This window comes from Stenotrophomonas sp. STEN020 (genome assembly GCF_056760195.1).
This window is the reverse complement of record NZ_JBRREI010000017.1, coordinates 49,293-75,246: the sequence shown is the minus strand read 5'-3', so window position 1 is coordinate 75,246 and position 25,954 is coordinate 49,293. Positions and strand designations below refer to the sequence as shown.

Annotated in this window: 20 protein-coding genes and 1 pseudogene; 18 read left to right on the top strand and 3 right to left on the bottom strand. The window is 60.1% G+C overall.

The window, feature by feature from the left end; all coding sequences use genetic code 11:
* The first annotated feature begins 20 nt into the window (after positions 1-20).
* The 9 genes and pseudogenes from ACVOLZ_RS09680 to ACVOLZ_RS09640 all read left to right on the top strand — a co-directional run bounded on the left by ACVOLZ_RS09680 (position 21) and on the right by ACVOLZ_RS09640 (position 9,916).
* Positions 21-1,445 carry a transglutaminase-like domain-containing protein gene (locus tag ACVOLZ_RS09680; RefSeq protein ID WP_481515936.1) on the top strand — a complete coding sequence of 475 codons (1,425 nt, stop codon included), beginning with the start codon at positions 21-23 and terminating at the stop codon, positions 1,443-1,445.
* A 58-nt stretch (positions 1,446-1,503) separates the two neighbouring features.
* Positions 1,504-4,545, top strand: a complete 3,042-nt coding sequence (locus ACVOLZ_RS09675; protein ID WP_481515929.1) for a TonB-dependent receptor — start codon at positions 1,504-1,506, stop codon at positions 4,543-4,545.
* A gap of 57 nt (positions 4,546-4,602) precedes the next feature.
* Positions 4,603-6,165 (top strand): serine hydrolase domain-containing protein, encoded by a 1,563-nt coding sequence (locus ACVOLZ_RS09670; RefSeq protein WP_481515928.1) that lies wholly within the window; start codon positions 4,603-4,605, stop codon positions 6,163-6,165.
* The gene (locus tag ACVOLZ_RS09665; protein ID WP_481515927.1) at positions 6,119-6,856 is read left to right on the top strand and encodes a M15 family metallopeptidase; all 738 of its coding nucleotides are present in this window, start codon (positions 6,119-6,121) and stop codon (positions 6,854-6,856) included. The genes ACVOLZ_RS09670 and ACVOLZ_RS09665 overlap by 47 nt, the downstream gene beginning before the upstream one ends.
* Before the next feature lie 52 nt (positions 6,857-6,908).
* Positions 6,909-7,289 (top strand): hypothetical protein, encoded by a 381-nt coding sequence (locus tag ACVOLZ_RS09660; RefSeq protein ID WP_481509780.1) that lies wholly within the window; start codon positions 6,909-6,911, stop codon positions 7,287-7,289.
* Positions 7,290-7,511: 222 nt separating this feature from the next.
* Positions 7,512-7,889, top strand: coding sequence for an EF-hand domain-containing protein (locus ACVOLZ_RS09655; RefSeq protein WP_481515926.1), 378 nt, complete (start codon positions 7,512-7,514; stop codon positions 7,887-7,889).
* Positions 7,890-8,151: 262 nt separating this feature from the next.
* A pseudogene (locus ACVOLZ_RS09650) lies at positions 8,152-8,568 on the top strand (HAD family hydrolase); the annotation flags it as partial.
* Positions 8,569-8,723: 155 nt separating this feature from the next.
* Entirely contained in the window at positions 8,724-9,428 is a 705-nt protein-coding gene (locus ACVOLZ_RS09645) for an HAD family hydrolase (protein ID WP_414608210.1), read from the top strand.
* 11 nt (positions 9,429-9,439) lie between these two features.
* Entirely contained in the window at positions 9,440-9,916 is a 477-nt protein-coding gene (locus tag ACVOLZ_RS09640; protein ID WP_414608211.1) for a helix-turn-helix domain-containing protein, read from the top strand.
* A 13-nt stretch (positions 9,917-9,929) separates the two neighbouring features.
* Here ACVOLZ_RS09640 and ACVOLZ_RS09635 read toward each other — a convergent pair whose 3' ends face one another.
* On the bottom strand, positions 9,930-10,865 hold the full coding sequence (locus ACVOLZ_RS09635; protein ID WP_414608212.1) for a DUF5677 domain-containing protein: 936 nt from the start codon (positions 10,863-10,865) through the stop codon (positions 9,930-9,932).
* A gap of 345 nt (positions 10,866-11,210) precedes the next feature.
* Between ACVOLZ_RS09635 and ACVOLZ_RS09630 the strand changes: the two genes are divergently transcribed.
* From ACVOLZ_RS09630 to ACVOLZ_RS09590, 9 genes are all read left to right on the top strand, one after another.
* The gene (locus ACVOLZ_RS09630; protein ID WP_414608213.1) at positions 11,211-13,973 is read left to right on the top strand and encodes a class I SAM-dependent DNA methyltransferase; all 2,763 of its coding nucleotides are present in this window, start codon (positions 11,211-11,213) and stop codon (positions 13,971-13,973) included.
* Entirely contained in the window at positions 13,970-16,063 is a 2,094-nt protein-coding gene (locus ACVOLZ_RS09625) for a DEAD/DEAH box helicase (protein WP_414608214.1), read from the top strand. The genes ACVOLZ_RS09630 and ACVOLZ_RS09625 overlap by 4 nt, the downstream gene beginning before the upstream one ends.
* Positions 16,056-17,240 (top strand): GIY-YIG nuclease family protein, encoded by a 1,185-nt coding sequence (locus ACVOLZ_RS09620; RefSeq protein WP_414608215.1) that lies wholly within the window; start codon positions 16,056-16,058, stop codon positions 17,238-17,240. Before ACVOLZ_RS09625 ends, ACVOLZ_RS09620 begins: the two co-directional genes overlap by 8 nt.
* A 95-nt stretch (positions 17,241-17,335) precedes the next feature.
* Positions 17,336-17,758, top strand: coding sequence for a hypothetical protein (locus ACVOLZ_RS09615; RefSeq protein WP_197573022.1), 423 nt, complete (start codon positions 17,336-17,338; stop codon positions 17,756-17,758).
* A 340-nt stretch (positions 17,759-18,098) separates the two neighbouring features.
* Positions 18,099-19,445: a hypothetical protein gene (locus tag ACVOLZ_RS09610; RefSeq protein ID WP_414608217.1), complete on the top strand. Its 1,347-nt coding sequence runs from the start codon at positions 18,099-18,101 to the stop codon at positions 19,443-19,445.
* On the top strand, positions 19,442-19,810 hold the full coding sequence (locus tag ACVOLZ_RS09605; RefSeq protein ID WP_414608218.1) for a hypothetical protein: 369 nt from the start codon (positions 19,442-19,444) through the stop codon (positions 19,808-19,810). The genes ACVOLZ_RS09610 and ACVOLZ_RS09605 overlap by 4 nt, the downstream gene beginning before the upstream one ends.
* A gap of 106 nt (positions 19,811-19,916) precedes the next feature.
* Positions 19,917-20,714: a hypothetical protein gene (locus ACVOLZ_RS09600; protein ID WP_414608219.1), complete on the top strand. Its 798-nt coding sequence runs from the start codon at positions 19,917-19,919 to the stop codon at positions 20,712-20,714.
* Between the two features lie 97 nt (positions 20,715-20,811).
* A complete protein-coding gene (locus ACVOLZ_RS09595) occupies positions 20,812-23,505 on the top strand; it encodes a UvrD-helicase domain-containing protein (RefSeq protein ID WP_481515925.1) in 2,694 nt (897 codons plus the stop codon).
* A 9-nt stretch (positions 23,506-23,514) separates the two neighbouring features.
* Entirely contained in the window at positions 23,515-24,492 is a 978-nt protein-coding gene (locus ACVOLZ_RS09590; protein WP_414608221.1) for a hypothetical protein, read from the top strand.
* 32 nt (positions 24,493-24,524) lie between these two features.
* Here ACVOLZ_RS09590 and ACVOLZ_RS09585 read toward each other — a convergent pair whose 3' ends face one another.
* Together ACVOLZ_RS09585 and ACVOLZ_RS09580 are read right to left on the bottom strand one after the other, a co-directional pair.
* A complete protein-coding gene (locus ACVOLZ_RS09585; protein ID WP_481515924.1) occupies positions 24,525-25,196 on the bottom strand; it encodes a hypothetical protein in 672 nt (223 codons plus the stop codon).
* Entirely contained in the window at positions 25,196-25,858 is a 663-nt protein-coding gene (locus ACVOLZ_RS09580; RefSeq protein ID WP_414608319.1) for a hypothetical protein, read from the bottom strand. Before ACVOLZ_RS09580 ends, ACVOLZ_RS09585 begins: the two co-directional genes overlap by 1 nt.
* Positions 25,859-25,954: the final 96 nt, after the last annotated feature.

Below are 25,954 nucleotides of genomic sequence, written 5' to 3'. Positions count from 1 at the left end.
TTCTCGCCTCTGCCTTGTGCATGGGCGTGGCCTGGATCGCCTATGCCGGCGAGGCACCATCGACGGCGCTGCCCGAGTTGACGGCGCGTGTGGACCGTGGCGATTTTGCCGGCGCGCAGGCCGAGATCGACAAGGTCTTGGCCGCGCCCGGCACCGATGCCGACAGCCGTGCGGCCTACCTGTTCCAGCAGGAGCGTATGCGCCGCATTCGCTTGGACTTCACCCTGGACGAAGCGCAGGCCAAGGCTGCGGTGCGCAAATCTGTGCCGGATCTGCGTGATGAAGAATTCAAGGCCTGGGATGACGCCGGCCTGATCGAGCACCTGGACATCGATGGTCAGCGCCGCTGGTTCAAGCGCGCGCCGAACAATCTATTCCTGTTCAGTACCGAGGCCTCCAACCGGCGACCGCCGGACAAGCGCGTTTCCCGTCCCGGCCCGTATGAGCGGCTTGGCTCGCACCATGTCGAGGTGATCGAGGCATCGCAGCAGAGCGGCCAGACCAGCATTACTCCGCGTCGGGTGCGTATCACCCAGTCCATCAAGGTCGACGCCGATGCGGTGCCGGCCGGAAAGACCGTACGCGCCTGGCTGCCCTATCCGCGTTCGATACCCGGCCAGCAGGAAAACATCCAATGGCTGTCCAGCCTGCCGCAAGGTGCGCAGATCGCGCCGGAAGACACGCTGCAGCGCACCGCCTATCTTGAGCGCAAGGCCGTGGCTGGCACGCCGACCGAGTTTTCGGTCAGCTACGAGCTCACCATCTCCGCGCGTCGTTTCATCATCGATCCCGACAAAGTGCTGCCAACGCCACGGGATCCAGAGCTGCAACCCTATCTGGGCGAGCGCGCACCGCATGTGGTGTTCACCCCGGCCATGCGGGAGTTCTCGCGCATGGCGGTGGGCAATGAAACCAATCCCTACCGCGTCGCCAAGAAGTTGTTCGACGCAGTTGATGCGATTCCGTGGGGCGGCGCCCGCGAGTATTCGACAATCAGCAATATTTCCGACTACGCGCTGCATGCAGGTCATGCTGATTGTGGCCAGCAGACCTTGCTGCTGATCTCGCTGCTGCGCATGAATGGCATCCCGGCGCGTTGGCAGTCGGGCATGGTGTATTCGGACAACGAGGTCGGCTACAACAACCTGCACGATTGGGGCGCGCTCTATCTTGCGCCCTACGGCTGGGTGCCGATGGATGTAAGCACGGGTGCACTGGACAGCGACCAGCCCGAACAACGCAATTTCTATTTCGGCGGGCTGGATGCCTACCGCATCGCGTTCAACGATGACTACTCACGCGCGTTCGTGCCTGCCAAGCAGCACTTCCGTTCGGAGACCGTTGATCTGCAACGAGGTGAGGTTGAGTGGGAAGGGGGGAACCTTTACTTCAACCAGTGGCAATACGACTTCCAGTCGCAGGTTCTGGCGCCGGAGTCCAAGTAATAGAGCGTCGTAACCGTTGTCTTACTTATCGATTTACATCTGCAGGAGAGAGCAGGGGATGAACAGGAAAATGTTGAAAAGGGCGGCGCTGACCGTCGCATTGGGTGCCTGTCTCGGCGTGATGGCGCCGAGCGTGATGGCGCAGAGTGCAACCGGTGCAATTGCCGGTCGCGCCAGCTCGGGTGACCAGATCACCATCGTCAACAAGGCAACGGGTTTGACCCGTAGCGTCACTGTGGGCAGCGACGGTTCTTACCGTCTAAGCCAGTTGCCGGTGGGCGATTACAGCCTGCAGGTCAAGCGCGATGGCCAGACCGACAAAGAGCCGCTCGCAGTAAACGTTTCGCTCGGTGGCACTACAACCGTCAACCTCGGCGGTGGTGGCGCGGGCGGTGCGGTGACGCTGGATTCGGTCCAGGTCGTAGGCAACCGAGTCGTCAATCGTGTGGACGTAAGCTCCACCGAAACAGCAACCAATGTTTCGCGTGAGGATCTTGCTCGCCTGCCAGTGGACCAGAGCATGGGTTCGGTGGCGCTGCTCGCACCGGGTGTGATTGGTGGCAACTCATCTCTGGGCGGCCTCTCTTTTGGTGGTTCCTCGGTTGCAGAGAATTCGGCCTTCATCAACGGCCTGAACGTTACAGATTTCTATCGTAGGCAGAGCTTCTCCAGCGCGCCGTTCGCTTTCTTCCAGGAGTTCCAGGTCAAGACCGGCGGTTACTCGGTGGAGTTCGGGCGCAGCACTGGTGGTGTCATCAATGCGGTGACCCGTTCAGGCAGCAACGAATTCAAGAGCGGAATGGAGCTGACTTTCGAGCCATCGGCGTGGCGCTCCAAGGCAGATGACCATCAGTTCGATCGCGTTGATGGTGACGGCAAAGCGGCATCTTCGGTCTACAAGGCCAGCCACGATACCGACAGCTTCATGAAAGCGAATGTATGGGCGTCCGGCCCGCTGGTGAAGGACAAGTTGTTCTTCTTCGGTATGTACGAGCAACGGCAAGGTGCCTATGGCAGCACCAATAATGCGGGTACGGAGTGGTCCCGGGCCAAAGCCGACAACGGTTTCTGGGGCGCCAAGATCGACTGGAACATCAACGATGATCACCGGCTGGAGCTGCTTGCGTTTTCCGACGAGGCGAGCACCGATACCGACACCAATAGATACAATTTCGACACCTCCACAGTGGGTGACGCAATAGGCTCTGGTGTTGATGAAGGCGGTGGCAAGAATGGGTCGCTGACCTATACCGGTCACTTCGGCGAGAACTTCACCGCGAAGGCTATGTACGGTATCAACCGAAGCCAGGCGCTAAGTGCATCATCGGCTGATCTGCAGTGTTCGCAGGTGCTTATCGACGCCAGCTACAACAGCGTTTACAACGCTATGGGCAAGCCCGCCGTCAGCTGCCATCCGAGCGGCTCGACCTCCGTGGTCGATCACCATGACGAGCGCAAGGTCGGTCGTCTGGACTTTGAATGGCAGCTGGGTGATCACCTATTGCGCTTCGGGCTTGACCGCGAAGAAATGACCACTGATCGCACCACCCACTACCCGGGCCCAACCGGCATGCGCTATACGGTGCTGGCTGCCACTCCAGGGGCCATCTTGGATAACGGATCAACCGTTCCAGCTGGCGTGAATGCGATCGTGATGGGGCGCCGTCGCGTTGACGGCGGCGTGTTCGAGACCACGGCAAATGCTTATTACCTGGAAGATGTTTGGAACGTAACGCCAAACTTCGTGCTGAATCTTGGCGTTCGTGTGGATGGTTTTGACAACAAGACAGCCACAGGTGCCAGCTTCATCAAGATGGATAATCTGGTCTCACCGCGTTTCGGTTTCAGCTGGGACATGAAGGGTGATGGTGGATCGAAGCTGTTCGGTAACCTCGGCCGTTACTATCTTCCGGTTACCAATATCATCAACTACAACTTTGCTGGTGGTTTGACCGATGAGCGCACCTTCTACGCATTGAATGGCTGGAGCCCGGCATCCAACCCGATTACCGGCACGGGCTACATGCAGCCAGTGCTTGGTGCACAGATTGGCTCGATCGATGATTCCTACAATTTGCCGGTGAATGACCTGCGGCAGAGCGTGAGCCGCGATCTGGATGCGGTTTACCAGGACGAGGCGATTCTTGGCTATCAGCAGATGATCAACCAGGAATGGTCGTGGGGCGTCAATGCAACGTACCGGCGCATGGCCAATACCATGGATGATATGCGCATCAATGCGTTGTGCGGTGTCCGCCACGATACGCTGTGGCCGATTGCCAACCCCGGCGAGAAGCTCACCCTTTGGGGTACGACGGACTTGGGCTGCGCACAGGACGGGTGGGTGACCATCGACACGTCCAAGGAAGGCTATATGGCCGGTGGTAGCAACAAGATCATGGGCTACTCCAAGCCGAAGCGGACCTACAAGGCAATCGAAGTCCAGATTGATCGTGCATGGGACGACAAATGGGCGTTCAACGCGTCTTATTTGTGGTCCAAGTCCGAGGGCAATCACGAGGGCCCGGTCAACTCGGATACGAACTACGGTGACACCGGCATGGTCCAGCACTGGGATCACCCGGCCAACAACCAAGACTACGGTCCGTTGTTCAACGACCACCGGCACCAGATCAAGTTGCGTGGTAGTTACAAGTTGAACTCTATGTGGGAGTTCGGCAGCACTTTCACTGCGCTTTCCGGCGGTCCGGTTACCGCGCTTGGTGTTGCATGGCCGGGCGACAGCATCGGTGCGGGCAGCTTCGTGACTGAAGGCTCAGGTGGTGGCTCGTTCTGGCATTGTGTGAAGAACTGCCAAGGAACGTGGGATCAGCGCGAGTTCGTGTATGCAGGCCGCGGCTCTGGCGGGCGCATGCCGTGGATCTACAATCTCGGCGCAAATGTCACCTGGACGTTGCCAGTGGAAGACGTTGACCTGAAGGTCCGCCTGTCTGTGTTCAATCTGCTCAATGATCAGGTAGTCATCAATCAGCGCGCACGTTACGAAAAGGGCCCGGGTGTTACTCGTGGCCTGTACGGCACCGGTACGCGTTGGCAGACGCCGCGTTACGCGCAGTTGGTCGTAACCTGGAACTTCTGATGTAGCTTTTGAGAACGGCCCGCTTCGGCGGGCCGTTCGCTTTTGGGAGGAGTGATCGTGGGATTGAGGATCTGGTTGTTGGCGGCAGGGCTTGGGTTGAGCGGGTCGCTGCAGGCCGCGAGCGCTGAGAAGGCGGAACTGGCGCGTTTCGATGCACTGCTCGGCCAAGCTGTGCAGCACTACCTACTGCCTGGTATCGCAATCGGCGTGATCGAAGATGGCAAGATCGTCTATCGCGGCACCCGCGGCGAATTGGCCGTGGGCGAAGGCGCCGCAATCAACGACGACAGCCTGTTCAAGATCGCCTCCAACACCAAGGCGATGACCGCGGCGGTGCTGGCGCGGTTGGTACAGGCCGGCAAGCTGCGCTGGGATGATCCCGTCACCAAGCATCTGCCGCAGTTCCGCATGCAGGACCCGTGGGTGACGCGCAACATGCAGGTGCGCGATCTGCTGATCCACAACAGCGGCCTTGGGCTGGGTGCGGGCGATCTGATGCTGTGGCCCGAACCGAACAACTTTGATCGCAAGGACATCATTGCCGGTTTGGCGCATCTGAAGCCGACCGGCAGCTTCCGCAGCGAATACGCCTACGACAACCTCATGTATGTGGTGGCCGGCGAAGTCGCCGCAGCTGCGGGTGGAAAGCCGTACTCGCAGCTGGTGCGCGAGGAAATCTTCCAACCGCTGGACATGCAGCGTTGCCAGGTCGGCGTATGGTCACCCGCGGAGCTCGGCAATATCGCCCAGCCGCATCATCGTGACGGCAAGCGCAACATCGCCGCCGAACGCGATCCTGCACAGGTCACCGACTTCCCGTCGATGGCTGCCGGCGGTATCCGCTGCAGCCTCAACGACATGCTGCGCTGGATGCAGGTGCTGCTGGATCCGGCGCAGGCACCGGGTTGGTTGGACGCGACCCAGCGGCGTGCGCTGTGGACGGCGCATATGCCGATGCCGATCAGCCAACGCCTGCGCGACTGGGACAACACGCACTTCTACGCCTACGGCTACGGATGGCGTCTGTCGGACATGGATGGGCAGTGGAAGGTCGCGCATACCGGCACCTTGTCCGGCATGTATTCATCGCTGGCCTTGCTGCCCGATCGCAAGACCGGCGTGGTGATCCTGATCAACGGTGAAGGCGAGGACGCGCGTACGGCGTTGATGCAGGCCATGCTCAAGCACTACACCGCACCGGCCGCGAACAATGACGTGCTGCACTACGCAGGCTTGATCGACGAGGCGGCTGCGAAGCGGCGCTCGGCCGGTCATGTGCGCCCTGCATTGCCGAAGGCGCGTGCTGCCACACCGGCGGAGTTCGGCGGCAAGGCTGGCATCTGGCAGGACCCCTGGTTCGGCGAGGTGTCCTTGTGCCCGCGTGATGGCAAGCTGCAGTTCGCCTCGCTCAAGTCGCCGCGCATGAGCGGGCAGGTGATGCGTACTGGTGAACGCTGGTATGTGGCCTGGCAGGGATTGGGCGAAGATGCCGATGCCTGGCTGGAATTTTCCGGCGACGCACAACAACCGCTGCTGCACCTGCGCGCCATCGACCCGGATATCGACTTCAGCTATGACTACCCCGATCTGGAATTTCAACGTCGTGGCGATTGCCACTAAATCGCTGCCGTTGTTGCTGGCACTATTGCCGTTCACCGCGCTTGCCCAGCAGGTGCAGGTATCGGCGGCAAAGACACCCGAACAGGCCGGCATCGTCGATGTCACCACGCTGGCCCCGGACATCGCCCTGGACATCCGCTACGCCGGCACCGACAACTTCACCGGCCGTGTCGTGCCGGGTTACGAAGCACCGCGCTGCTATCTGTTGCAGCCGGCGGCGCAGGCATTGGCACGCGTGCAGCGCGGCCTGCGCGCGCAGGGTTATCGATTACAGGTGTTTGACTGCTACCGACCGGTGCACTCGGTGACCTCGTTCGTCGCCTGGGTGCACGATGGCAAGGATCAGATCGCCAAGCAGCGCTATTACCCGAATATCGACAAGAGCCGCCTGCTCGACGGATATATCGCCGAAACCTCTGGCCATAGCCGGGCGGCGACGGTGGACCTGGGGGTGCTGGATTGTCGCAGCATGCCCTGCACCGCCTTGGACATGGGCACCGGCTTCGATCGTTTCGATGTGCTGGCGCATACCGCCAATGCCGATATCAGCGCGGCGCAGAAGCAGAACCGGCAGCTGCTGCTGGATGCGATGCAGGCGCAGGGCTTTGCCAACTATCCAATGGAATGGTGGCATTACACCTTCAAGCCCGAGCCCACGCCGACCACGGCGTACGACTTCCCGGTGCGTTGAGCGGGGCAGGGGCGGTTAGACTGCGGTTCCCTGAATGGACCGCGCTGCGCCCATGAATCTGGTTCTGCATTACGGCCTGCTGGGCTCGCTGGAAGCTGGCTTGATCGCCTTGGCGATTGGCTTTGTAGTGTTCGCATTGTGGTGGCAGGTGTGCCGGCGCGCTGGGCTGCGCCACGGCCATGCCATCGCCTACTCCGCGCTGATAGCGGCGGCCATTGCTGCTGGCGTGGATGGCTGGAAGCTGTTTTCGCTGGGCATGGTCAACCTGCAGTCGCCGCTGTACGCCAAATTGGCGCTGGCTTCCATCCATGATCCGGACCAGCTGGGCACGCGCGTGCTGTTTGAGTTGATCGGTGTAGCCGTTGGCGTCGGCCTGGGTTGGTTGTTGTTCAGTTCGCGGCAACCGCTTGCTGACACTACGCATGATGCTTGAGGCGTCAGCATTGCTTCGATAAGCACGATGGTTGGAACGCTCTAATCATCGGCTTACTTTCACTTCATGCACGGCTAACAGGGGCGGTAGCCGCTGACCCCGTGCAAGTGGTTAACAGGATGTTCGCTGCGGTTTTCAGGGGTGCAAGCGATTCAGGCGCGGCTTGTCAGGGTTGGGGTGTGCGGAATTTCCGCGCTTTAGCCAACACACGAGGAAGACCTGATGACCGTACGTAATCGCACTCCGTTGTTCGCCCTGGTTGCCATCGTAGGTTCCGCGCTTGCACTGCCGGCCATGGCCCAGGACGCACAGGATCAGGCCGCCGCCGCGCAGGCACAGGCTGCGCAGGCGCAGGATTCGGCAGAACAGGCGCAGAACGCTGCTGCCAGCGCATCCAGCAGCGCCGCCAAGGCTTCAGCTGCGGCCGGTGGCGGCCAGAGCTGGGCAGATGTGGATGCCGATGGTGATGGCGTCATTAGCAAGACAGAGTCGCAAGCCAATGCTGGTCTGGCGCAGGTGTTTGATCAAGCCGACGGCAACAAGGATGGCAAGCTGACGGCGGATGAGTACCGGGTTTATGCGGCTGCGCAGAAGAAGTAATCGAGGTTGGGAGCACTAAGAGCACCCCTCCCCAACCCTCCCCTTGCCTGCGGCAAAGGGAGGGGGCGGGCCGCGCAAGTTGATGGATGTCGCGCAGTGCCGCTTTTCCCCCTCCCTTTGCCGTAGGCAAGGGGAGGGCCGGGGAGGGGGGCTTTTGCCTTTGCACTTTGCTTGAGCTGCCAATCCAGCCAGCCAAACCCTGCCTTCCAGGCGCCATCCCCTATTCACTTCAGGGCAGATTGCTATCCTGTGCGGCATGAACATGCAGACTTCCCCCTCCGCCATCGGCCTGGTCGGCTTCGACGGCGATGACACGCTCTGGAAGAGCGAAGACTATTACCAGAAGGCCGAGCACGAATTTGGCCTGATCCTCAGCAACTACATCGACCTGCACGATGCAGGCACCGCCCAGCATCTGCTCAAGGTGCAGCGCCGCAACCTGGCCGTGTTCGGCTACGGCGCCAAGGGCATGACCCTGTCGATGCTGGAAGCGGCCATCGAATTGACCGACGAGAAGATCTCAGCGCACGACCTGCGCCAGATCGTCGAGATCGGCCGCCGCACGCTCGAGCATCCGGTCGATGTCATCGATGGCGTCCGCGAAGCCGTGGCTGCCATCGCTGCCGAATACCCGGTGGTGCTGATCACCAAGGGCGATCTGTTCCACCAGGAGCGGAAGGCACCCCCATGCAGGAGGCGTGCCAAGAAACGTAAGCGATTGAATTTTATGAGTTACGCTTTGCGGGTGCGACGGGGGAAGGGGCGTTCATGTAGTCCGATGGAGCCGGATGTAGCCAAAAATTGCCCCGGTTTTGCCACCGTTTCGGGGGCGGCATGATTCAGATCGTGGGGTTTGACGGGGACGACACCCTGTGGCGCAGCCAGGAGTTCTACGACCAGGCGCAGATCGATTTCGAGGCGATCATTGCCCGCTACATCGACCTGGACTCCGCGGGGCTGCGCGCGCAGCTGCTGGCCACCGAACGCGGCAACCTGGCCCAGTACGGCTACGGCGTGAAGGGCATGATCCTGTCCATGGTGGAAGCGGCCATCGACCTGACGGGTGGTCGGATCGAGGCCAAGGACATCCGCACGATCATGGACATGGGCAAGGACCTGCTGGTTCATCCCGTGGAGTTGCTGCCTGGGATTGCCGAGGCCGTCGAGCAGGTCGCCCAGCGTTTCCGCGTTGTCCTGATCACCAAGGGGGATCTGTTTCACCAAGAGCGGAAGGTGGCGCTGTGCGGACTGACCGCGTTCCAGCGCATCGAGATCGTGTCCGAGAAGGACGTGGCCACCTACCGCCGGCTGCTGAAAGAGTTCGAGGTCCAGCCCGATGAGTTCGCCATGGTGGGCAACTCCCTGAAATCGGATATCGCCCCCGTCATCGAGTTGGGCGGATGGGGCGTGTATATGCCGTATCACGCCACCTGGGAGCATGAGGTTCTGCACGACTTCGACGGGGGTGGTCGCGTCGTTGAAGTGGACGGCGCAGGTCGGATCAGCGAGGCTCTGGACAGGATGATGTCGGGGGTCTGATGTCCGAACGAATGCTCGATCTGCTGGTCCGGCAATGGCCGGGCAGGACGCATTTGTCAGCCGAAGAGACGGCCAAGGTTCTCATGCAGCATCCCTACACGGTGCGCGAGCGGATGCGCAATGGCGAGCTTCCGGGGGCCGTGAAGCGCGATGGCACCTGGAAGATGCCACTTCCGGACCTGGCCGAGCATTTGGAGCCCGCGCCCAAAACGCCACAGATCCCGTCGCCCCCTGTCATCGTGGGCGGTGCCCGCCGCCGCAAGGCGGTTGTCATGAACTACCACCGCGACCGCTTCTGGGCGCAGGTGGCCCGTGCCCTGGGCGAAGTGGAAACCGCCGACATGCTGGATCAGGCGGCGCAGGACTTGTACGACAGCGAAGTTGGGGCCTATCTCCGCGAACGAGCGGAGCGTCGCCGCGCGCAGTTGGCGGCCGTCGCTGCTGCTCTGGTAAACGACGTCGATACCGGGCCCCTCAAAGACCTGTGAGCCGCCTAGGGCCTTACTGTCTCCGGTACTCGTATTGAACCTTGACCCTGCTGCGGAAGGGCTTTTGCCAGTCTGCCAGATACTTCTGTTGCAAGGCCGAGAAGTCGTCAGGGAGGTACTTTTGGACGACGAGCCTGTAGGCATGTAGGGCCACTTGCGCCACGCCATCCTTCACGGAATGGGCGTCTTCCAGCTGGCGGATGGCTTTCAGTGCTGCGACATCCCCCAGCACAGACCAATGCTGGGTGGGCGACTGGGCGTGCACAATCTGGCTCCCGACCCCGTACCACAGGTCGTATGCGGCCCCTTCCTTCAATGCCTTGGCGAGCTGGCGGATGCTTTTGTGGCCTAGTAGCTCATACCAGTGGGGATCGAAGGCCTTGTTGCCACGCTTCTTCTGGTAGGCCGCATCGATGCTGGCAAGTCCGGGCTGGGCCAAGACGGACTGAATATGGGCGATATGCTCAACGCCCGTGGTCTTTGCTTCCTCACTGAGCGTCTGGGTGCTCATCCCGATGTGCGCGTAGTCGTGATTGAAGGAGCCTGGCGCCGTAGATGGATCAAGCGCCCGCTGGAGGAACGCAAGCCTCCTTCGATACTCGCCCACCAGGTAGACCCGGGCCCTGTGCTCGGTGTCCTCCTGCAGGATCAGTTCGAGGTAAAGCGTAGCCTCGAATGCCGAGCGAACCTGCGTCAGGGCTGTTGTCGAGTGCCCGTTTTCCAGCAGTACGACGGCGGCGTCCAGCATTCCGACGATGTGCTTCAAAAGGCCGGCACACACCACCAGTCGGGACGTATCGTCTTCCCCATCACCCAGCGCCTTGATGATGAGGTGCGTTCCGTAGTTCACCAAGTCGGCCAGGAACGCGAGGGGTTCGCCCAGTACAGCACGAGCTTGCTCCGGAGAAGCGTTGCGGTCGAGCAGGAGCGGGTCAGCTGGTTCGTACATGCCTAGATCTCAATGGGGCTGGGGAGGCAATAGACCGCCTCGCACGGCCACCAGGGGAGGGCGCCTGATCGGCGGGGTAGAGGGATCTGGACGAGCATAGCGGCGGATGCTGGGGAGTCCGCGAATCACCCAGTGAGACACGGAGAGAAGAGACTGCGCATGGGCATGGGCATGGGCATGGGCATGGGCATGGGCATGGGCTGGGCTCATAGTGTTTACCTGAGCCGGCCAAGTGGGACGTTTCATGCGCGGCGGGCTTCTGTTTCACGGTGGTGGCGTGGGACAATCAAAATTGCCCTTTTTTGACCCTTCCGGGTCGCTCTACGAGCTGGAAATCACACTTGCATGAATGCTGTTGAGATCGAACAGGCACTATCAGACCTTGCCGCGCAAGCGTTCGACGGCGCGGAGTTCCCGTTCCAGTTTCTGGCCGCGTTCGGCAACAAGACAACCACCATCGCCCGCCTGCGCAAGGGCGAAAGCAACGCTTCCGATGTCCCGGGTGGTGTGCTGCAGCGCAACCATATCCACATCGCCGTGGCCGAGCCCGGTCAGGTGGGGCAGACCCTGACGGCCTTGAAGGCCAGCCCCAAGACCACCCAGGCCAAGGCGAAGTTTGTGCTGGCCACCGACGGCACCACGCTGGAAGCCGAGGAACTGGCCACGGGCGATGCGATCGCCTGCGAGTTCCCCCAGTTCCCCGACCACTTCGGCTTCTTTCTGCCGCTGGCGGGTATCTCCACGATCCGGGAGATCAAGGACAACCCCATCGACGTTCGGGCCACCGGTCGCCTGAACAAGTTGTACGTCGAGCTGCTGCGCGAGAACCCGGATTGGGCAACGGCCGCGCGTCGGCCGGACATGAACCACTTCATGGCACGCCTGATCTTCTGTTTCTTTGCAGAGGACACGGACATCTTCCCCGGCGCCACGATGTTCACGGCCACCGTGGATCAGATGAGCGAGCGCGACGGGGCCAACGTCCACGAGGTGTTGAGCACGATCTTCCGCGCCATGAACACCAAGACGGAAGACCGGGCGGCCGCGGGTATCCCGCGTTGGGCCATCGAGTTCCCCTACGTCAATGGTGGGCTGTTCTCCGGCAGCACCGACGTGCCCAAGTTCACCCGTACTGCCCGGTCTTACCTGTACCAGGCCGGGCAACTGGATTGGAGGGAGATCAATCCGGACATCTTCGGGTCGATGATCCAGGCTGTTGCCGACGACGAAGAGCGCGGCGCATTGGGCATGCACTACACCAGCGTGCCCAACATCTTGAAGGTGCTCAACCCACTGTTCCTGGACGACCTGCGAGCACAACTGGAAGCGGCGGGCGACAACAAGATCAAGCTGCTGAACCTTCGTAAGCGCATGGCCCGTATTCGTGTGTTCGATCCGGCGTGCGGCAGCGGCAACTTCCTGGTCATCGCGTACAAGCAGATGCGCGAGATCGAAGCCGAGATCAACCGACGCCGTGGTGAAGCCAACTTGGCTTCGGAAATTCCGATCAACAATTTTCGAGGGATCGAGCTACGCGACTTCCCTGCCGAAATTGCGCGCCTGGCGCTGATCATCGCCGAGTTTCAGTGTGATGTGCTGTACCGCGGCCAGAAGGAAGCACTGAAAGACGTGCTGCCGCTAGACAGCCAGAACTGGATCACCTGCGGGAACGCCTTGCGATTGGACTGGTTGGCCATCTGTCCACCCACGGGTACGGGTGTGAAATTGGTTGCGGACGATCTGTTCAATAAGCCACAGGATCAGTCTGAAATCGATTTCGAAAACGAGGGCGGGGAGACGTACATCTGCGGAAACCCACCGTATCGCGGCAGTAAGTGGCAGACCGACGAACAAAAGGCAGACATGCTGGCTGCTTGGGCGAAGCATCCGAAACTAGCGAAAACCACGGACTTCGTGACCGGTTGGTTTGCGCGCTTCTTGGACTACGCTGATTATGAACCGAAGGCAGTTTGCGCATTTGTGGCAACCAACAGCGTGTGCCAAGGACAGCAAGCAATCGACGTTTGGCCTGCCGCTTTCGCGCGTGGGTGCGAGATCCGCTTTGCGCACACATCGTTCAAGTGGGCGAACCTTGCCAGCAACAATGCTGGTGTGACGGTCGTCGTCGTCGGCTTGGGTAAGAAGTCGAGCTCGCCCAAGTGGCTGTATCAGGATGACCTGGTCAAGGAGTGCACAGTCATCGGCCCCTATCTGGTACCAGATAGCTTGGCGTATGTACAGAAAGCTACTCGCCCGATTAGTGAGCAATCCATCATGTTGTTCGGCAATATGCCGCGTGATGGCGGCAACCTGCACCTCGATGCCGACTTGGCAAATAAGGTTATGTCGGAAGACCAAATTGCGCGACCTTTCATTAAGAGGCTAGTCGGCTCTGAGGAGCTCATTAATGGCAGACAGCGATATTGCTTATGGATTGAGGACGATCAAATTGAGGCCGCAAAGCAAAGTGCGTTCATTGCGCAGCGGTTGGAACTGGTCGCCGAGAATCGGAGAAAATCCAGCGCCGAGTCAACTCGTTCCTTTGCGGTGAAACCGCACCGTTTTGTGCAGATCGCTGGCGTTGCAAAAGAGCATCAGATTCTCGTTCCCAGTGTGAGCTCGGAAAGCAGGCCCTTTCTTCCTGTTGGATACTTGACGGCGGAGACTATTAGCAATAACAGAAACTTTGCTCTCTACGACGCGCCGCTCTGGAACCTCGCTCTGATCGCCTCTCGCCTGCACTGGGTGTGGGTTGGCACGGTTTGTGGGCGATTGGAGATGCGCTTTTTGTATTCCAACACTATTGGCTGGAACACTTTTCCTGTGCCTAAGTTGACTGAGCAAAACAAGGCGGACCTTACGCGCTGTGCCGAAGACATTCTCATCGCGCGCGAAGTCCATTTCCCGGCCACCATCGCAGACCTGTACGACCCAGAGAACATGCCGGAAGACCTGCGCCGGGCGCACGAGAAGAACGACGAGATGCTGGAACGCATCTACATCGGACGGAAGTTCAAGAACGACACCGAACGGCTGGAAAAGCTGTTCGACCTGTACACCAAGATGACGGCAGGCCAGGCCAAGCCGAAGAAGGGGAAGGCAAAATGACATCGGAAGGAACGAAGGCCGTCCCGTCAGTCTCCATTGCCACCGCCCGCACGGGCGCGTCGAGCAAGGTCAACGCCCTGGGTATGCGCCCCATGCAGGAGCGCGCCTACGCCAAGCGGGGCGAGCAGTACCTGCTGATCAAGTCGCCGCCCGCGTCAGGAAAGTCGCGCGCCCTGATGTTCATTGCGCTGGACAAGCTGCACAACCAGAAGCTCAAGCAAGCCATCATCGTGGTGCCCGAGAAGTCCATCGGTGGCAGCTTCGCCGACGAAGAGCTGACCAAGTTCGGCTTCTGGGCGGACTGGAAGGTCGAGCCGCAATGGAACCTGTGCAACGCCCCAGGCGACGACGAGGTCAAGGCAGACAAGAGCAAGGTGCGGGCCGTGGGACGCTTCCTGGAAAGCCAGGACAAGGTGCTGGTCTGCACGCATGCCACCTTCCGCTTTGCCGTGGAGGAATACGGCATTGCCGCGTTCAATGACCGATTGGTGGCGGTGGACGAGTTCCACCATGTCAGCAGCAACCCGGACAACGTGCTGGGTAGCCAGCTCACCCAGCTGATTGCCGCCGGGTCCGTCCACCTGGTGGCCATGACCGGCTCCTACTTCCGGGGCGACACGGTGGCCGTGTTGGCGCCGCAGGACGAGAACCGTTTCGAGACTGTGACGTACACCTACTACGAGCAGTTGAACGGCTACACGTACTTGAAGTCGCTGGAAATCGGCTACTTCTTCTATACGGGCCGCTACCTGGATGCGATCACCAAGGTGCTCGATCCAGCGCTGAAAACCATCGTCCACATCCCCAACGTCAACTCGCGCGAGAGCCTGCAGGACAAGTACAAGGAAGTCGAGGAAGTCATGGAGGCGCTGGGCACCTGGAAGGGTGTCGATCCGGCGACGGGGTTCCATCTGGTCGAGCGTTCCGACGGGTCGGTGTTGAAGGTGGCCGACCTTGTTGACGACAGCGACGCGACCAAGCGCGCCAAGGTGCTGAACTCGCTGAAAGACCCAGCGCAGAAGAACAACCGCGACCACGTAGACATCATCATCGCGTTGGGCATGGCCAAGGAAGGTTTCGACTGGATCTGGTGCGAACATGCCCTGACGATCGGCTACCGCAGCAGCCTGACCGAAATCGTCCAGATCATTGGTCGGGCCACCCGTGATGCCCCCGGCAAGGAGCGCTCGCGCTTCACCAACCTGATTGCCGAGCCGGCCGCAGGCGAAGCCGAAGTCGTGGCAGCCGTCAACGACACGCTGAAAGCCATTGCCGCAAGCCTGCTGATGGAGCAGGTGCTGGCGCCCCGGTTCGAGTTCACGCCCAAGAACCAGGGCAAGCTCGAAGGCTTCGAATACGAAGGCGGCTATGTCGAGGGTGGTTCCAACGTCGGCGTGAACGCCGCAACGGGTCAGGTCCACGTGGAGATTGGCGGGCTGACCATGCCCGAGACCCAGGAAGCCAAGCGGATCTGCAAGGAGGACTTGAACGAGGTCATCACCGCATTTGTCCAGGACAAGACGGCGATTGAGAACGGGTTGTTCAACGACAACACCCTGCCCGAAGAGCTGACGCAGGTGCAGATGGGCAAGATCGTGCGCGATCGCTACCCGGAGTTGAGCGAGGCAGACCAGGAAGCCATTCGCCAGCATGCCATCGCCGCGCTCAACCTCACCCAGCAGGCCAAGCAGGCGCTGGCCAAGGCCGAAGAGGAAGGCACTGCAAGCGAGCAGCAGGGCAACACCGCTCTGATCGACGGCGTGCGCAAGTTCATCAATGTCCGCGACCTGGACATCGACCTGATCGACCGGATCAATCCGTTCGAGGCGGCCTACTCGGTGCTGGCCAAGGCCATGGACGAGAAGGTGCTGCGCCAAGTCCAGGCCAGCATCTCGGCCAAGCGCGTGAACATCCCCAAGGAAGAGGCACGCGAGCTGGCTAAGCGGGCGCTGGAGTTCAAGATCGAGAAGGGGCGGCTGCCAGACATCAATTCGCCAGACGCCTGGGAAAAGCGAATGGCCGAAGGCGTAGCGGCCTTTGCCAAGTACCGGGCTGAAGAGAAGGCAAAGGAGGCCCAGGCCAATGGCTGACATGGACGACGATGACCTGCTGGAAGCCTTGGGCGTCGAAGCAGCTCCCACCAAGGCCAGCACGCATACGGCGCAGCAGGAGCGGCTGATCGCCGGATTTGAAGACATCCTGCGTTTCGTGGAGGCTCATGGTCGCGCGCCCCAGCACGGCGAAGACCGTGACATCTTTGAGCGGCTGTACGCAGTGCGCCTGGATCGCCTGCGCGGTCTCCCCGAGGCGCGCGATTTGCTGGCTTCCATGGATACGGCCGGGCTGCTGGATGGCCTGGTGGCTGCAACCGTCAACCCGGACGAGCTGGACGAGGATGCGTTGTTGGCCGAGCTGGGGGTAGATACGCCGGCTGGGGAGGACGACATCACCCAGCTGCGCCATGTGGCGTCCTTTGCTGAACGCAAGGCGGCAGAAGAGATTGCCAACCGCACGCGCTGCGAGGACTTCGAGAAGTTCCTGCCGCTCTTCGAGAGCGTGGAGAGCGACCTCAAGGAGGGAAGGCGGAAGACGTTGCGGTTCGGGCGTGACGCCAGCGTGTTGCAAGGCAACTTCTTCATCCTGGGTGGGCAGATGGCTTATGTCGCCGAGGTTGGCGAGCCCATCCGTGCCCCGAACGGGGAAGCCGATGCCCGCATGCGCGTCATCTACTCCAACGGGACAGAGAGCAATCTGTTGCAGCGCTCGCTGCAACGAGCGCTATACAAGGACGAAACGGGACGGCGCATTACCGACACGGACAACGGGCCGCTGTTCGGCGACACCTTGGAGCCCGACGATATTGAAAGCGGGACCATCTACGTGCTGCAAAGCAGGTCCGACCATCCGTTCGTGGCTCAGCACCGTGAGCTGATCCACAAGATCGGTGTGACGGGTGGGAAGGTAGAAAAGCGCATTGCGGCGGCCAAGGACGATGCCACGTACCTGCTGGCGGACGTGGACATCGTGGCGACCTACAAGCTGGCCCACATCAATCGCACGAAGCTGGAAAACCTCTTCCACAAGATTTTCTCGCCCGCGCAGCTGGAACTGACTATTGAAGATCGGTTCGGCAAGCCGGTGAAGCCGCGCGAGTGGTTCCTGGTACCGTTGCAGGCCATTGACGAGGCTGTAAGCCGTATTCGGGATGGCTCTATCACGGACTACATCTACGATCCGAAATCGGCACAACTGAAAGCGCAGAAGTAGGCGCGACGAATAAAGGGGGGGGAATGAAAGCTCGAAGGTGGGGCGTCGAGTTGACCGAAGGGCCAGCAGCCCGGTCTGGTTATGAGAACTGTCCAGTGATCCGGACAGCAAGAACGAAGCGCGCAATCAACGCCGCAGTCGATGAGGGGTTTTTTCCGCTCATCAAAGCAGTGGAGCCGAGTCCTGATGTGCACTTCATGGTGGGAGTGGACCAGAACCCGTTGACCGGCAAGATCGAGCTTCTTGGCGATATACGTGGCTATGGCCAGAACATGGTCATGGAGTTCCGTGACTACTACCCGTACAACTTCCCCAATCCATTTGCTGCCTATCTGATCCCGCCTCATCTTGTGTCGGGCGAAACCGTTTGGCTAGAAGACTTGATTGAGGATGTTGTTGCAGTGTGGGGCAATCAGGGATATCACCCCCGTTTGGCGTGCGCACCAGCTATCTGGAACGGAGAGGATTTTGAGATCCTTTTTGACTCTGCCAGAGATGCAGATGAGTGGATTGGATAAGCCAGGTCATGAAGTTCAATCCAGAAACCAAGACGCTAATGACGCGCGATGGTCGGGTGATTAAGGCTTTGTCATGCCATCTCAACGTGCGGCTGAATCAGCTGCAGGTAGAGCCTGATGGCCACAGGCGCTGCGATATGTGCGATCACAGGGTCTTGGATACAGGGCTTCTGTCAGAAGCTCAGATAGTAGAGCAAGTCGCTGCAGATCCAGCCACATGCCTGATTGTTAGGCGAGGGCAGCGGAATATAGATATCGTCTGACTTGGCTTTTTTTCGGCCCATCGGGGGCAAAGAGCCAGGGCCTGAATTCTGGCGCGACCTACCAGTCAGGGAATGACATGAGCGAACCCAAGATCCCAGAGAGCATCGAGAAACGGCTCAGGCTCAGGGCGCTGCGGCCTGACTTGGAACCATTGGCCAGGGAGTTGGTCGAACTCGCGTGTGCTGGTAGCCGGGAACTGTGGGGCGAACTGGACTCCGACCGGCTCAAGACTGACGCGGACTTTCGGCGCAAGTTTCACGAGCTAGCCCACGAAGGGATGTTTGCCGCCCAAGAGAAGATGGCCTCCCGTATTTCCACCGGGGTGCCGCTGGATGTCTCCGAACAGCTGTTGTTTCGGGCGATCGCTGACACCATCGCGTGGGGAATGCTGGGTGGCCAGTTGTGCTATGCCCGCCGGATCTACAAGTCCCAGAGGCAGCCGGACCTGTCCCAGTCGAATTTCGAGTCTGTTCTTCGTGTGGCCCGGGAGCTTCGAGAGCGGGACCCTGGCTGCATGCCGCTCATCACCGATCTGACTTCCTTTGTCCAAGTGGGCGACATCATGAGCGTGTCGGCGGATCGGCGCACGTCGTACATCGAGGTCAAGGAAGGGCAACACAACAAGCACGTCATGGACCTTGCGATGTTCTACGAGGCCTCTGGATGCGAGACCTTCCGCGAGATCGTCGAAAAGACCGAGGGCCCGAAGACTGTCAAGCAGATGGAGCGTGTGCTACGCCAGAAGGCGCGCATGACTCACCTGCGGGACGTCATGTCCACCGGCCAAGCGAAGGATCCAGACACCGGAGAGGTGGTGCGGATCCCGGAGCCTTTCTTTCCTATCAAGAACTGGGACGAGGCTCTAGCCAAACTCACTGAGACGGCCAGGGAAAAGCAGAGCTGGGCCTATGATGTGCAAGGCCCCATCTTCATGGGTACCTACGCAGGCGAGTTGGCCAACAGCGGGCACCTGATGTTCCTCATGGCTTTGAGTCTTGAGGGGGATGTGGAGCAGGACTACCACATTATTAGATTGGCAGATTGCATGCACGTCCCCTTGGCGCCGCCGGTGTTCTCCATGGGCCTAGCCAACGAAATCATGATGGATCTGGTCTTTGGGCGCATGAACGTCTGCATCGCCGTTTCCATTCCGCGGCTGATCGAAGTGTGTGAAATGGCGGGGATGGATGTGCGCTACGCAACACGAAAAGAGCTTGGGCGAGCGAAGATCGACGGCGTTGAGCCGATCGTTCATCGGGGCAAGGGGCTAATGTTCTCACTCGCTGGCGAGGAAATGATGTTGCTGTCGGGTGTGATCTTCCGGGCCCTATTTCATGGTCAGCAGCCCGAATCGGTTCTGCGACACTACTTGGAGGGTAGCGAACTGTTGAGTTCGGGCTTGCCGGAGAACCTCCACCCGTGAGGGACCACAACCGCAATCCGCCGAAGAAGAAGCTCCCACCCTTGGTCAAGGTCAAGCTGGCAACTGTGGCCCTGTCGGCCGTGCTGGCCGACCGCATGACCGAGGAAGACGCCGGGCGTCTCTTGCGTGAAGCCACCGGTACCCAATGGTCATTGCTGACCTGCATGCAGTACCTGTCCGGCAAGGAGGCGCTGGCGGCGATAGCCGCATTGCCCGAGGGCTGGTCCGAGGACGGCATTACCAAGCAGGCGTTGGAGCAGGCCACCAAGGTGGCAGCGTTTGCTGTGGCCAATGCGCACCCCAACGGTACGCCACTGTGTGCCAGTGACTTGGCCAAGCAGTACAAGGGCCAGGAAACGATCTAGCGAGGGGCGGGTATCCGAAACCGCAAAAAGTGATCCCTGCTCAGATACCGACAGGCGGTGCGAAGCTCACTAACATGCTGGCCAACCCACCTGAGAGCTGCACCGCATGAGCAAGACCGCACGCGACGTCTGCGAAACTATCCTTCGGGAAGGTATCCGCTACAACCTGGAACACGAGATCCTGCCCAGCGAAAACGTCGTGGCCCGGCGCCTTCTGGATCGAAGTGGAGAGCTGACTGAGGCGTACCAGGAGGTTTACGACAAGCTGCATCACCGGGCTCATGCTGTGAAGCAGTTCATGGGCATGCTGCTGTCGGTCCAAGCGTTCTGGAGCCCAGAGAAGATTGCCAAGGCCCGAGCCGACCGAGAAGCGCTGGTGGAGATCAATCAGAAGATCCAAGGTCACGCGAGGGAACTGGCCGATCTGTTGGAAGAACGCACCCGCCTGCACAACACGTCCGGGTTCTCCTCCCGGACGCTGTACCACATCCGCGACGTGATCGATGCCGCTTACGAAGACAACTGGCACTATCGCATGTTCCTGCGTGAACCTTTGGAACACTTGGCCGGGCAGTTCGACCTGAAATACTGGCCGGAGTTGAGCAAGATCATGCTGGCGATTGCCAATGACGCCGAGCACGCCGAACTGGAAGCCACCGACCCGCTGACCGAAGCGGCCACGCTGAGCAAGCGGCCGTCCACGTCCGACCAAGTGTTGGCTTTTCTTGCGTACATTGAGGAATGCCGCGGCAACCACGATGGGGCGCTGCCCTACAGTTTCCAGTTGAGCGATAGAAGCATGGCGTCCTTGCTGAATGTCGTGTTCGACTTGCCGGTGAACAAGCTGCTTACGGCCGAATACGTCAAGGGCCGGCGGCAGCGGGCGCGCGGCTTGGCGGGCTAGGCACCAAGCTACCCCCAACCATTCCTAGCCCCTCCCTGCAGCCCCCGTGGCAATATAGACCCAAGGAGACGGGGACGCGGGACAGGGGTAGGGGGCGATGGAGTTTTTGATATTCATTGGGCTGATATGGCTCATCGGGGCGATATTCGGCGACAAGAAGCCCAAGCCACAGCCCGTTGATCCCAAGGTTGAGGCCGAGGCGCGCGCCAATGCGGCGGCCTGGCAAGCGGCCTTCGATGAGAAGTACAAGCGCTGGATAGAGCAAGCGCTGGCCTTCACAGGCCAGGGGCGTTGGATCCCCAAAGGGACGGCAAACAGGTTCCTGGCATCCCACCCGGCGCCCAAGCATCAAGTGAAGACCTGGCGCCAGGCGGTCGGTGACGCCTCTCCCGAAGAGACCTTGCGGAACAAGTTCGACAAGTTGAACGCCCAACACCTGGCGCTCCAAAAGATCGTGCGCAAGGACTTCTTCGCCACTGTGGAGAAAAACCCGCTTACCGACGAGCAGATCCATGCCTGCGTATGCATAGATGATGCAGTCATGGTCGTGGCTGCCGCAGGCTCTGGCAAAACGTCTACGATGGTGGCCAAGACCGGCTATGCCTTGCACGAGGGTCTTGCCACGCCCGAGCAGATCCTGTTGCTGGCGTTCAACCGTGCCACCGCCGACGAGGTGGGGCAGCGGATTGCCGAGCAGTTGAAAGGCGTGCCCGGGGTCGAGAAGGTCAGGTCCAATACCTTCCACGCCTTCGGTATTGATGTGATCGGAAAGGCCACCGGCAAGAAGCCGTCGCTGGCCCCGTGGGTGGACCCCAGCAATCCCGGCGCCGATGTGCGGGAGGTGGGTGAGATCATCCAAATGCTGTCCGAGCAGGACAAGACATTCAAGCGCGACTGGGATCTGTTCCGGACGGTGTATGCCCGCGACGTGGGCAGGTGGGACCAGCCCGACGAGCCCGAAGCTTATGCCAACGGCGTGCGAGGCTTCCGAACGGCCCGAGGCGAGGTGGTCAAGAGCAAGGAAGAGCGAACGATCGCCGACTGGCTGTTCTACAACGGCGTGAACTACGAGTACGAACGACCCTACGAACACGAGACAGCCGACCACCAGCATCGGCAATACTTCCCCGACTTCTACTACCCCGACGCCAAGCTCTACCACGAGCACTTCGCCCTGAACGAGAAGGGCCAAGCGCCCAAACACTTCCAGGACTACCTGGCCGGGGTGAAGTGGAAGCGCGCACTCCACGCTGAGAAGGGAACGGCGCTGTTCGAGACCACCTCGCACGGTCTGCTGACTGGCGAGGCCATCCCGGCCTTGGAGCAAGCGCTGATTGAGCGGGGCGTACAGCCCACCTTCGACCCGAGCAAGGAAGTCACAGGTCTGCCACCCGTCCACGAGCAAGACCTGGCCCGGTCATTCCGGGTGTTCCAGCAGCACGTCAAGAACAATGGCCTGACCCACCAGGATCTTCTGGTCGCGCTCAAGGCCCAGTCCAAGGACGGGTTCGGCGCACGTCTGCGCATGTACCTGTCCATCTACGAGCGGATCGCGGCCGAGTGGGAGAAGCGCCTGCAGCGCGGAAACTTCATCGACTTTGAGGACATGCTGATCCTGGCTGCAGGCCACGTGGAGTCCGGGGCCTACAAAAGTCCGTACACCCTCATTCTTGCAGACGAGTTCCAGGACAGTTCCCGGGCCCGTATCCGGCTGTTGAAAGCCTTGTCGAACCAATCCGACCCGCCTGCGCACCTGTGCGTGGTGGGCGACGACTGGCAGGGCATCAACCGCTTCGCAGGCTCGGACATCACGGTGATGACGGAGTTCGAGAAGACCTTCGATCACGCCACACGCCTGTCGCTCAGCACTACGTTCCGGTGCCCGCAAGACCTGTGCGACGTGTCCAGCCAGTTCGTCCAGTCCAACCCGGCGCAGATCAAAAAGAAGGTCAGAACGACCAATCCGCTGACCAAGACACCCATGCTGGCCTATGGCTTCGCAGACCAGAACAGCATTGCCGGCTACGTCGAGAAGCAGCTGGCTCACATGCACCAGTTGGCTGTCGATGGAAAGCTGACACCGGCCAAGGGACCACACATTACCGTCATGCTCCTGGGGCGCTACCGCGACGACAAGCCAACTGCGCTGGAGTCCTGGCAACGCAGGTTCGGCGACACGTTGAAGATCGAGTTCCGAACCGCCCACGGCTCCAAGGGACTGGAGGCCGAGTACGTCTTTGTCCTCAACGTCGTGGAAGGCACCCGTGGCTTCCCCAGCCAGATCCAGGACGACCCCGCGTTGCAGCTAGCCATGCCAGCGCCAGATCCTTTCCCGTTTGCCGAGGAGCGCCGACTGTTTTACGTGGCCATGACCCGCGCCCGCAAGCAGGTTCGGCTCTACACGACACTGGGCCAGCCATCACGGTTCCTGGTGGAGCTGGCCAAGAAGGAACACATCAAGATCGAGCCCATCGATGGCGAGGCCCTGGAACCGTGTCCTGAGTGCGGCCGTGGAGTCTTGCAACTGAGGTCAGGACCTTATGGCGACTTCCACGGGTGCAGCCGCTTTCCCGCGTGTACGTTCAAGCGCAAGGTGGACCAAGGTACGGCTCCAACAGCCCCGCCCAGAACACCAGCCAAAAGGCTACCCGCCAACATCAAGGCGGGCGACCAATGCCCTTCGTGTAGGCGAGGCGTCATTCAGTCGAGGAACGGGAGGAATGGTTCGTTCTTGGGCTGTTCCCGCTTCCGGGAAGGCTGTCGGGCGACGGGAAATGTAGGTCAGGGATAGGAAGCAGGGATGGTCACTTCCGACATGGAGACGCGCTTCCATACGTTCGCCCTGACGGTCGAAGGTGCCGAGGCAATCGACAATTTGTTGCTGGACACCCGCGAAGGTCAACGCGCGGATTACCTGTGGCGGTCTCGGTCCGTCATTGTGGAGCTGAAAGTTCTGCGAGGGGATCCCCAAGTCAAAGTCGATAGCACGTTTGAAGAGTTGAGCAAGCGTGACGACTACCCGGTGATCTTCGGCCAAGTGGCCGCACACAAAGTGCTAGCACACCTGTCCGATGGGGCTGAGCAGTTGCGCCGTCTCCATCAGAAAGTCATGCGGTCTGTGGAGGCTGCGTTCCGGGACGCCAAGGGGCAGATCGCCAACACCAAGCGGCTTCTGGGGTTGGACGATGCTCTGGGCATCTTGGTCCTGCTGAACCCCGACATCGAAGCGCTGGATCCCATCAACGTGGGAAAGGAAATCAGTCGCCTCATGCAGCAGCGGCAAGGCGACACTTGGGCGGTGGATGCCGTTTGGCTATTGTCCGAGGCTCATGTGGTCGGCGAGGCGCAGCCATGCATCATCATTGAAAGCGACAAGGTTGACCGCTTCTCATGGGCTGACGAGTTCTTGCCCTCTCTCAACACCCAATGGGGCGCCTTCAACAACAGCCCCGTATTCACCTCAGACGCCAAACTCCTGACGGATCTGCCGATTAGGCGAAGATCCGAGCAGCGCACTGGACCATTGACCAACGAGCAGCGATGGCGGGCCAGCTACCGCGCTAATCCTTACCTGAGCCAGTTGGATGATGATGCCCTGCGGGCATTCGGAGAGAAGGCCATTGGCGATCTTATGCCGTACTTCCTGGTGGGCGGCCCAAGGAAACCCATGGTCGAGCTAGAGCCGCTATTCGTGCGTTGGACCCACTTCCTGGAAGAGGCATCCGATCGTGGATTCGACGCTCGAGGGATGGGGCTTCCACACGATCGAATCGGATGATTCACCGCCCTTGGGCTGATTTCAGCGCACGATCAATCAAGAGGTGCGGGTGGAAGGTGTGGCTTGAAGGTTCGCTCTGTCGCTGGGCTCCTCCGGCGTACAACGCGGGTGATGGGGGCTGTCGAAGACCGTTCTTGTCCATTGACGATCCGCAGGGCTTCCGTCTTCAAGTGGCGTTCCGAGGCGCGTACACCCATGGTGCGCGTTTCTTTCTTGGCCTTGGCCCATTCGGCGACCCGCCAGGCATAGTCAATGCTGTTACGCCTGCAGTACTCAAGGATGAGAGAGGGCGGGATACTCCACGATTTCGCCAACCGTTTTGCAGAGTAATGGACGCCGATGTTGTTCTGTATGAACTTGTCATGTTTCGGTGTTGGCACCCAGAGGCATTGGCGCCAGCGATCATCGATGCTAGGGCGAGTGTCGGTGTAGGTGTAGCGGTTTGATAGGTCGACGGAGCGTGCTTCAAGGATGGGCGCTCGCTTCCGTTCTAAATCGTGCCGGCGGTAGATTGTCTCGTCCATGGCTTTCATCAAGCCTATCTCCTCGGCTTCCAGCTCAGCGATCTGCTGGTCAATCTTGGTTAGATCCTTGCGAGACAGCTTCTTTACTTCATCGTTGGACATGTACCGGGTATGGGCTTCACTTGCTCGTGCCGTAAAGCGCAGGGTGGTCGCTGCTGTGGTTTTTTTGAGGCGGCTCATCACATCGCCCTCTTTGCTGCATCCTCAGTGCCACTTCTCAGGGTCGCCGTTTCGAATAGGTTCTGACGTTCGATGGAGCAAACGAGCAGGGGATCGGAGGCAATCCACTCGGAGGCCAATGCTTTCCATGCGGCAAGCTGATCCTTGCGCTCTTTCGGAAGATGGGGCCTGTTGCGGAATGAGGCCGGATCTGCGAAGCGCTCGGATCCTGAATAGAAGACGTGCAGCCGCCTGCAAATCTCTTGCCCTGCGAGATATGCAATCGTCAGTTGGCGACGGAAGTCGGCATGCTCCTGGCTGGGATAGCACTCAATATTCCGGGGCATGTCGGTGAGTGTCTGGCGAGATTCTAGCTTAGCGAAACCTGGCAGGTCTTGAATCACCCAGTAGTTCCAAGGAGCATCGTCGAAGTAGGAGCTGTTGGTAAGTGGTCCAACGCGCGACTCGGCGTAAGCAAAGGCCTCATCTACCAAGCTGTCGCGATATGCAGCGAGGACGGGATTCAATGGAAGAGGTGGATCAACCGGATGGATGTCATCGATCCCCACAGGAGCTAATGATTTGGCGGTGGTAGAAGCCAAGACATTGCTGAGCTTCCATGCGTGATGAAACCTTGGAATGATGTTGAGGAGCTTTTTGACGATCAACGCTGATTTGGTCATAGCTGCGTGAGGACTGGGGAAGTAATCCCAGCATGGATCAAAAGCCGATTTCGGCAACCCTCGGACCTGCCGTCCGGCTCGCAAAACCAGAATGGC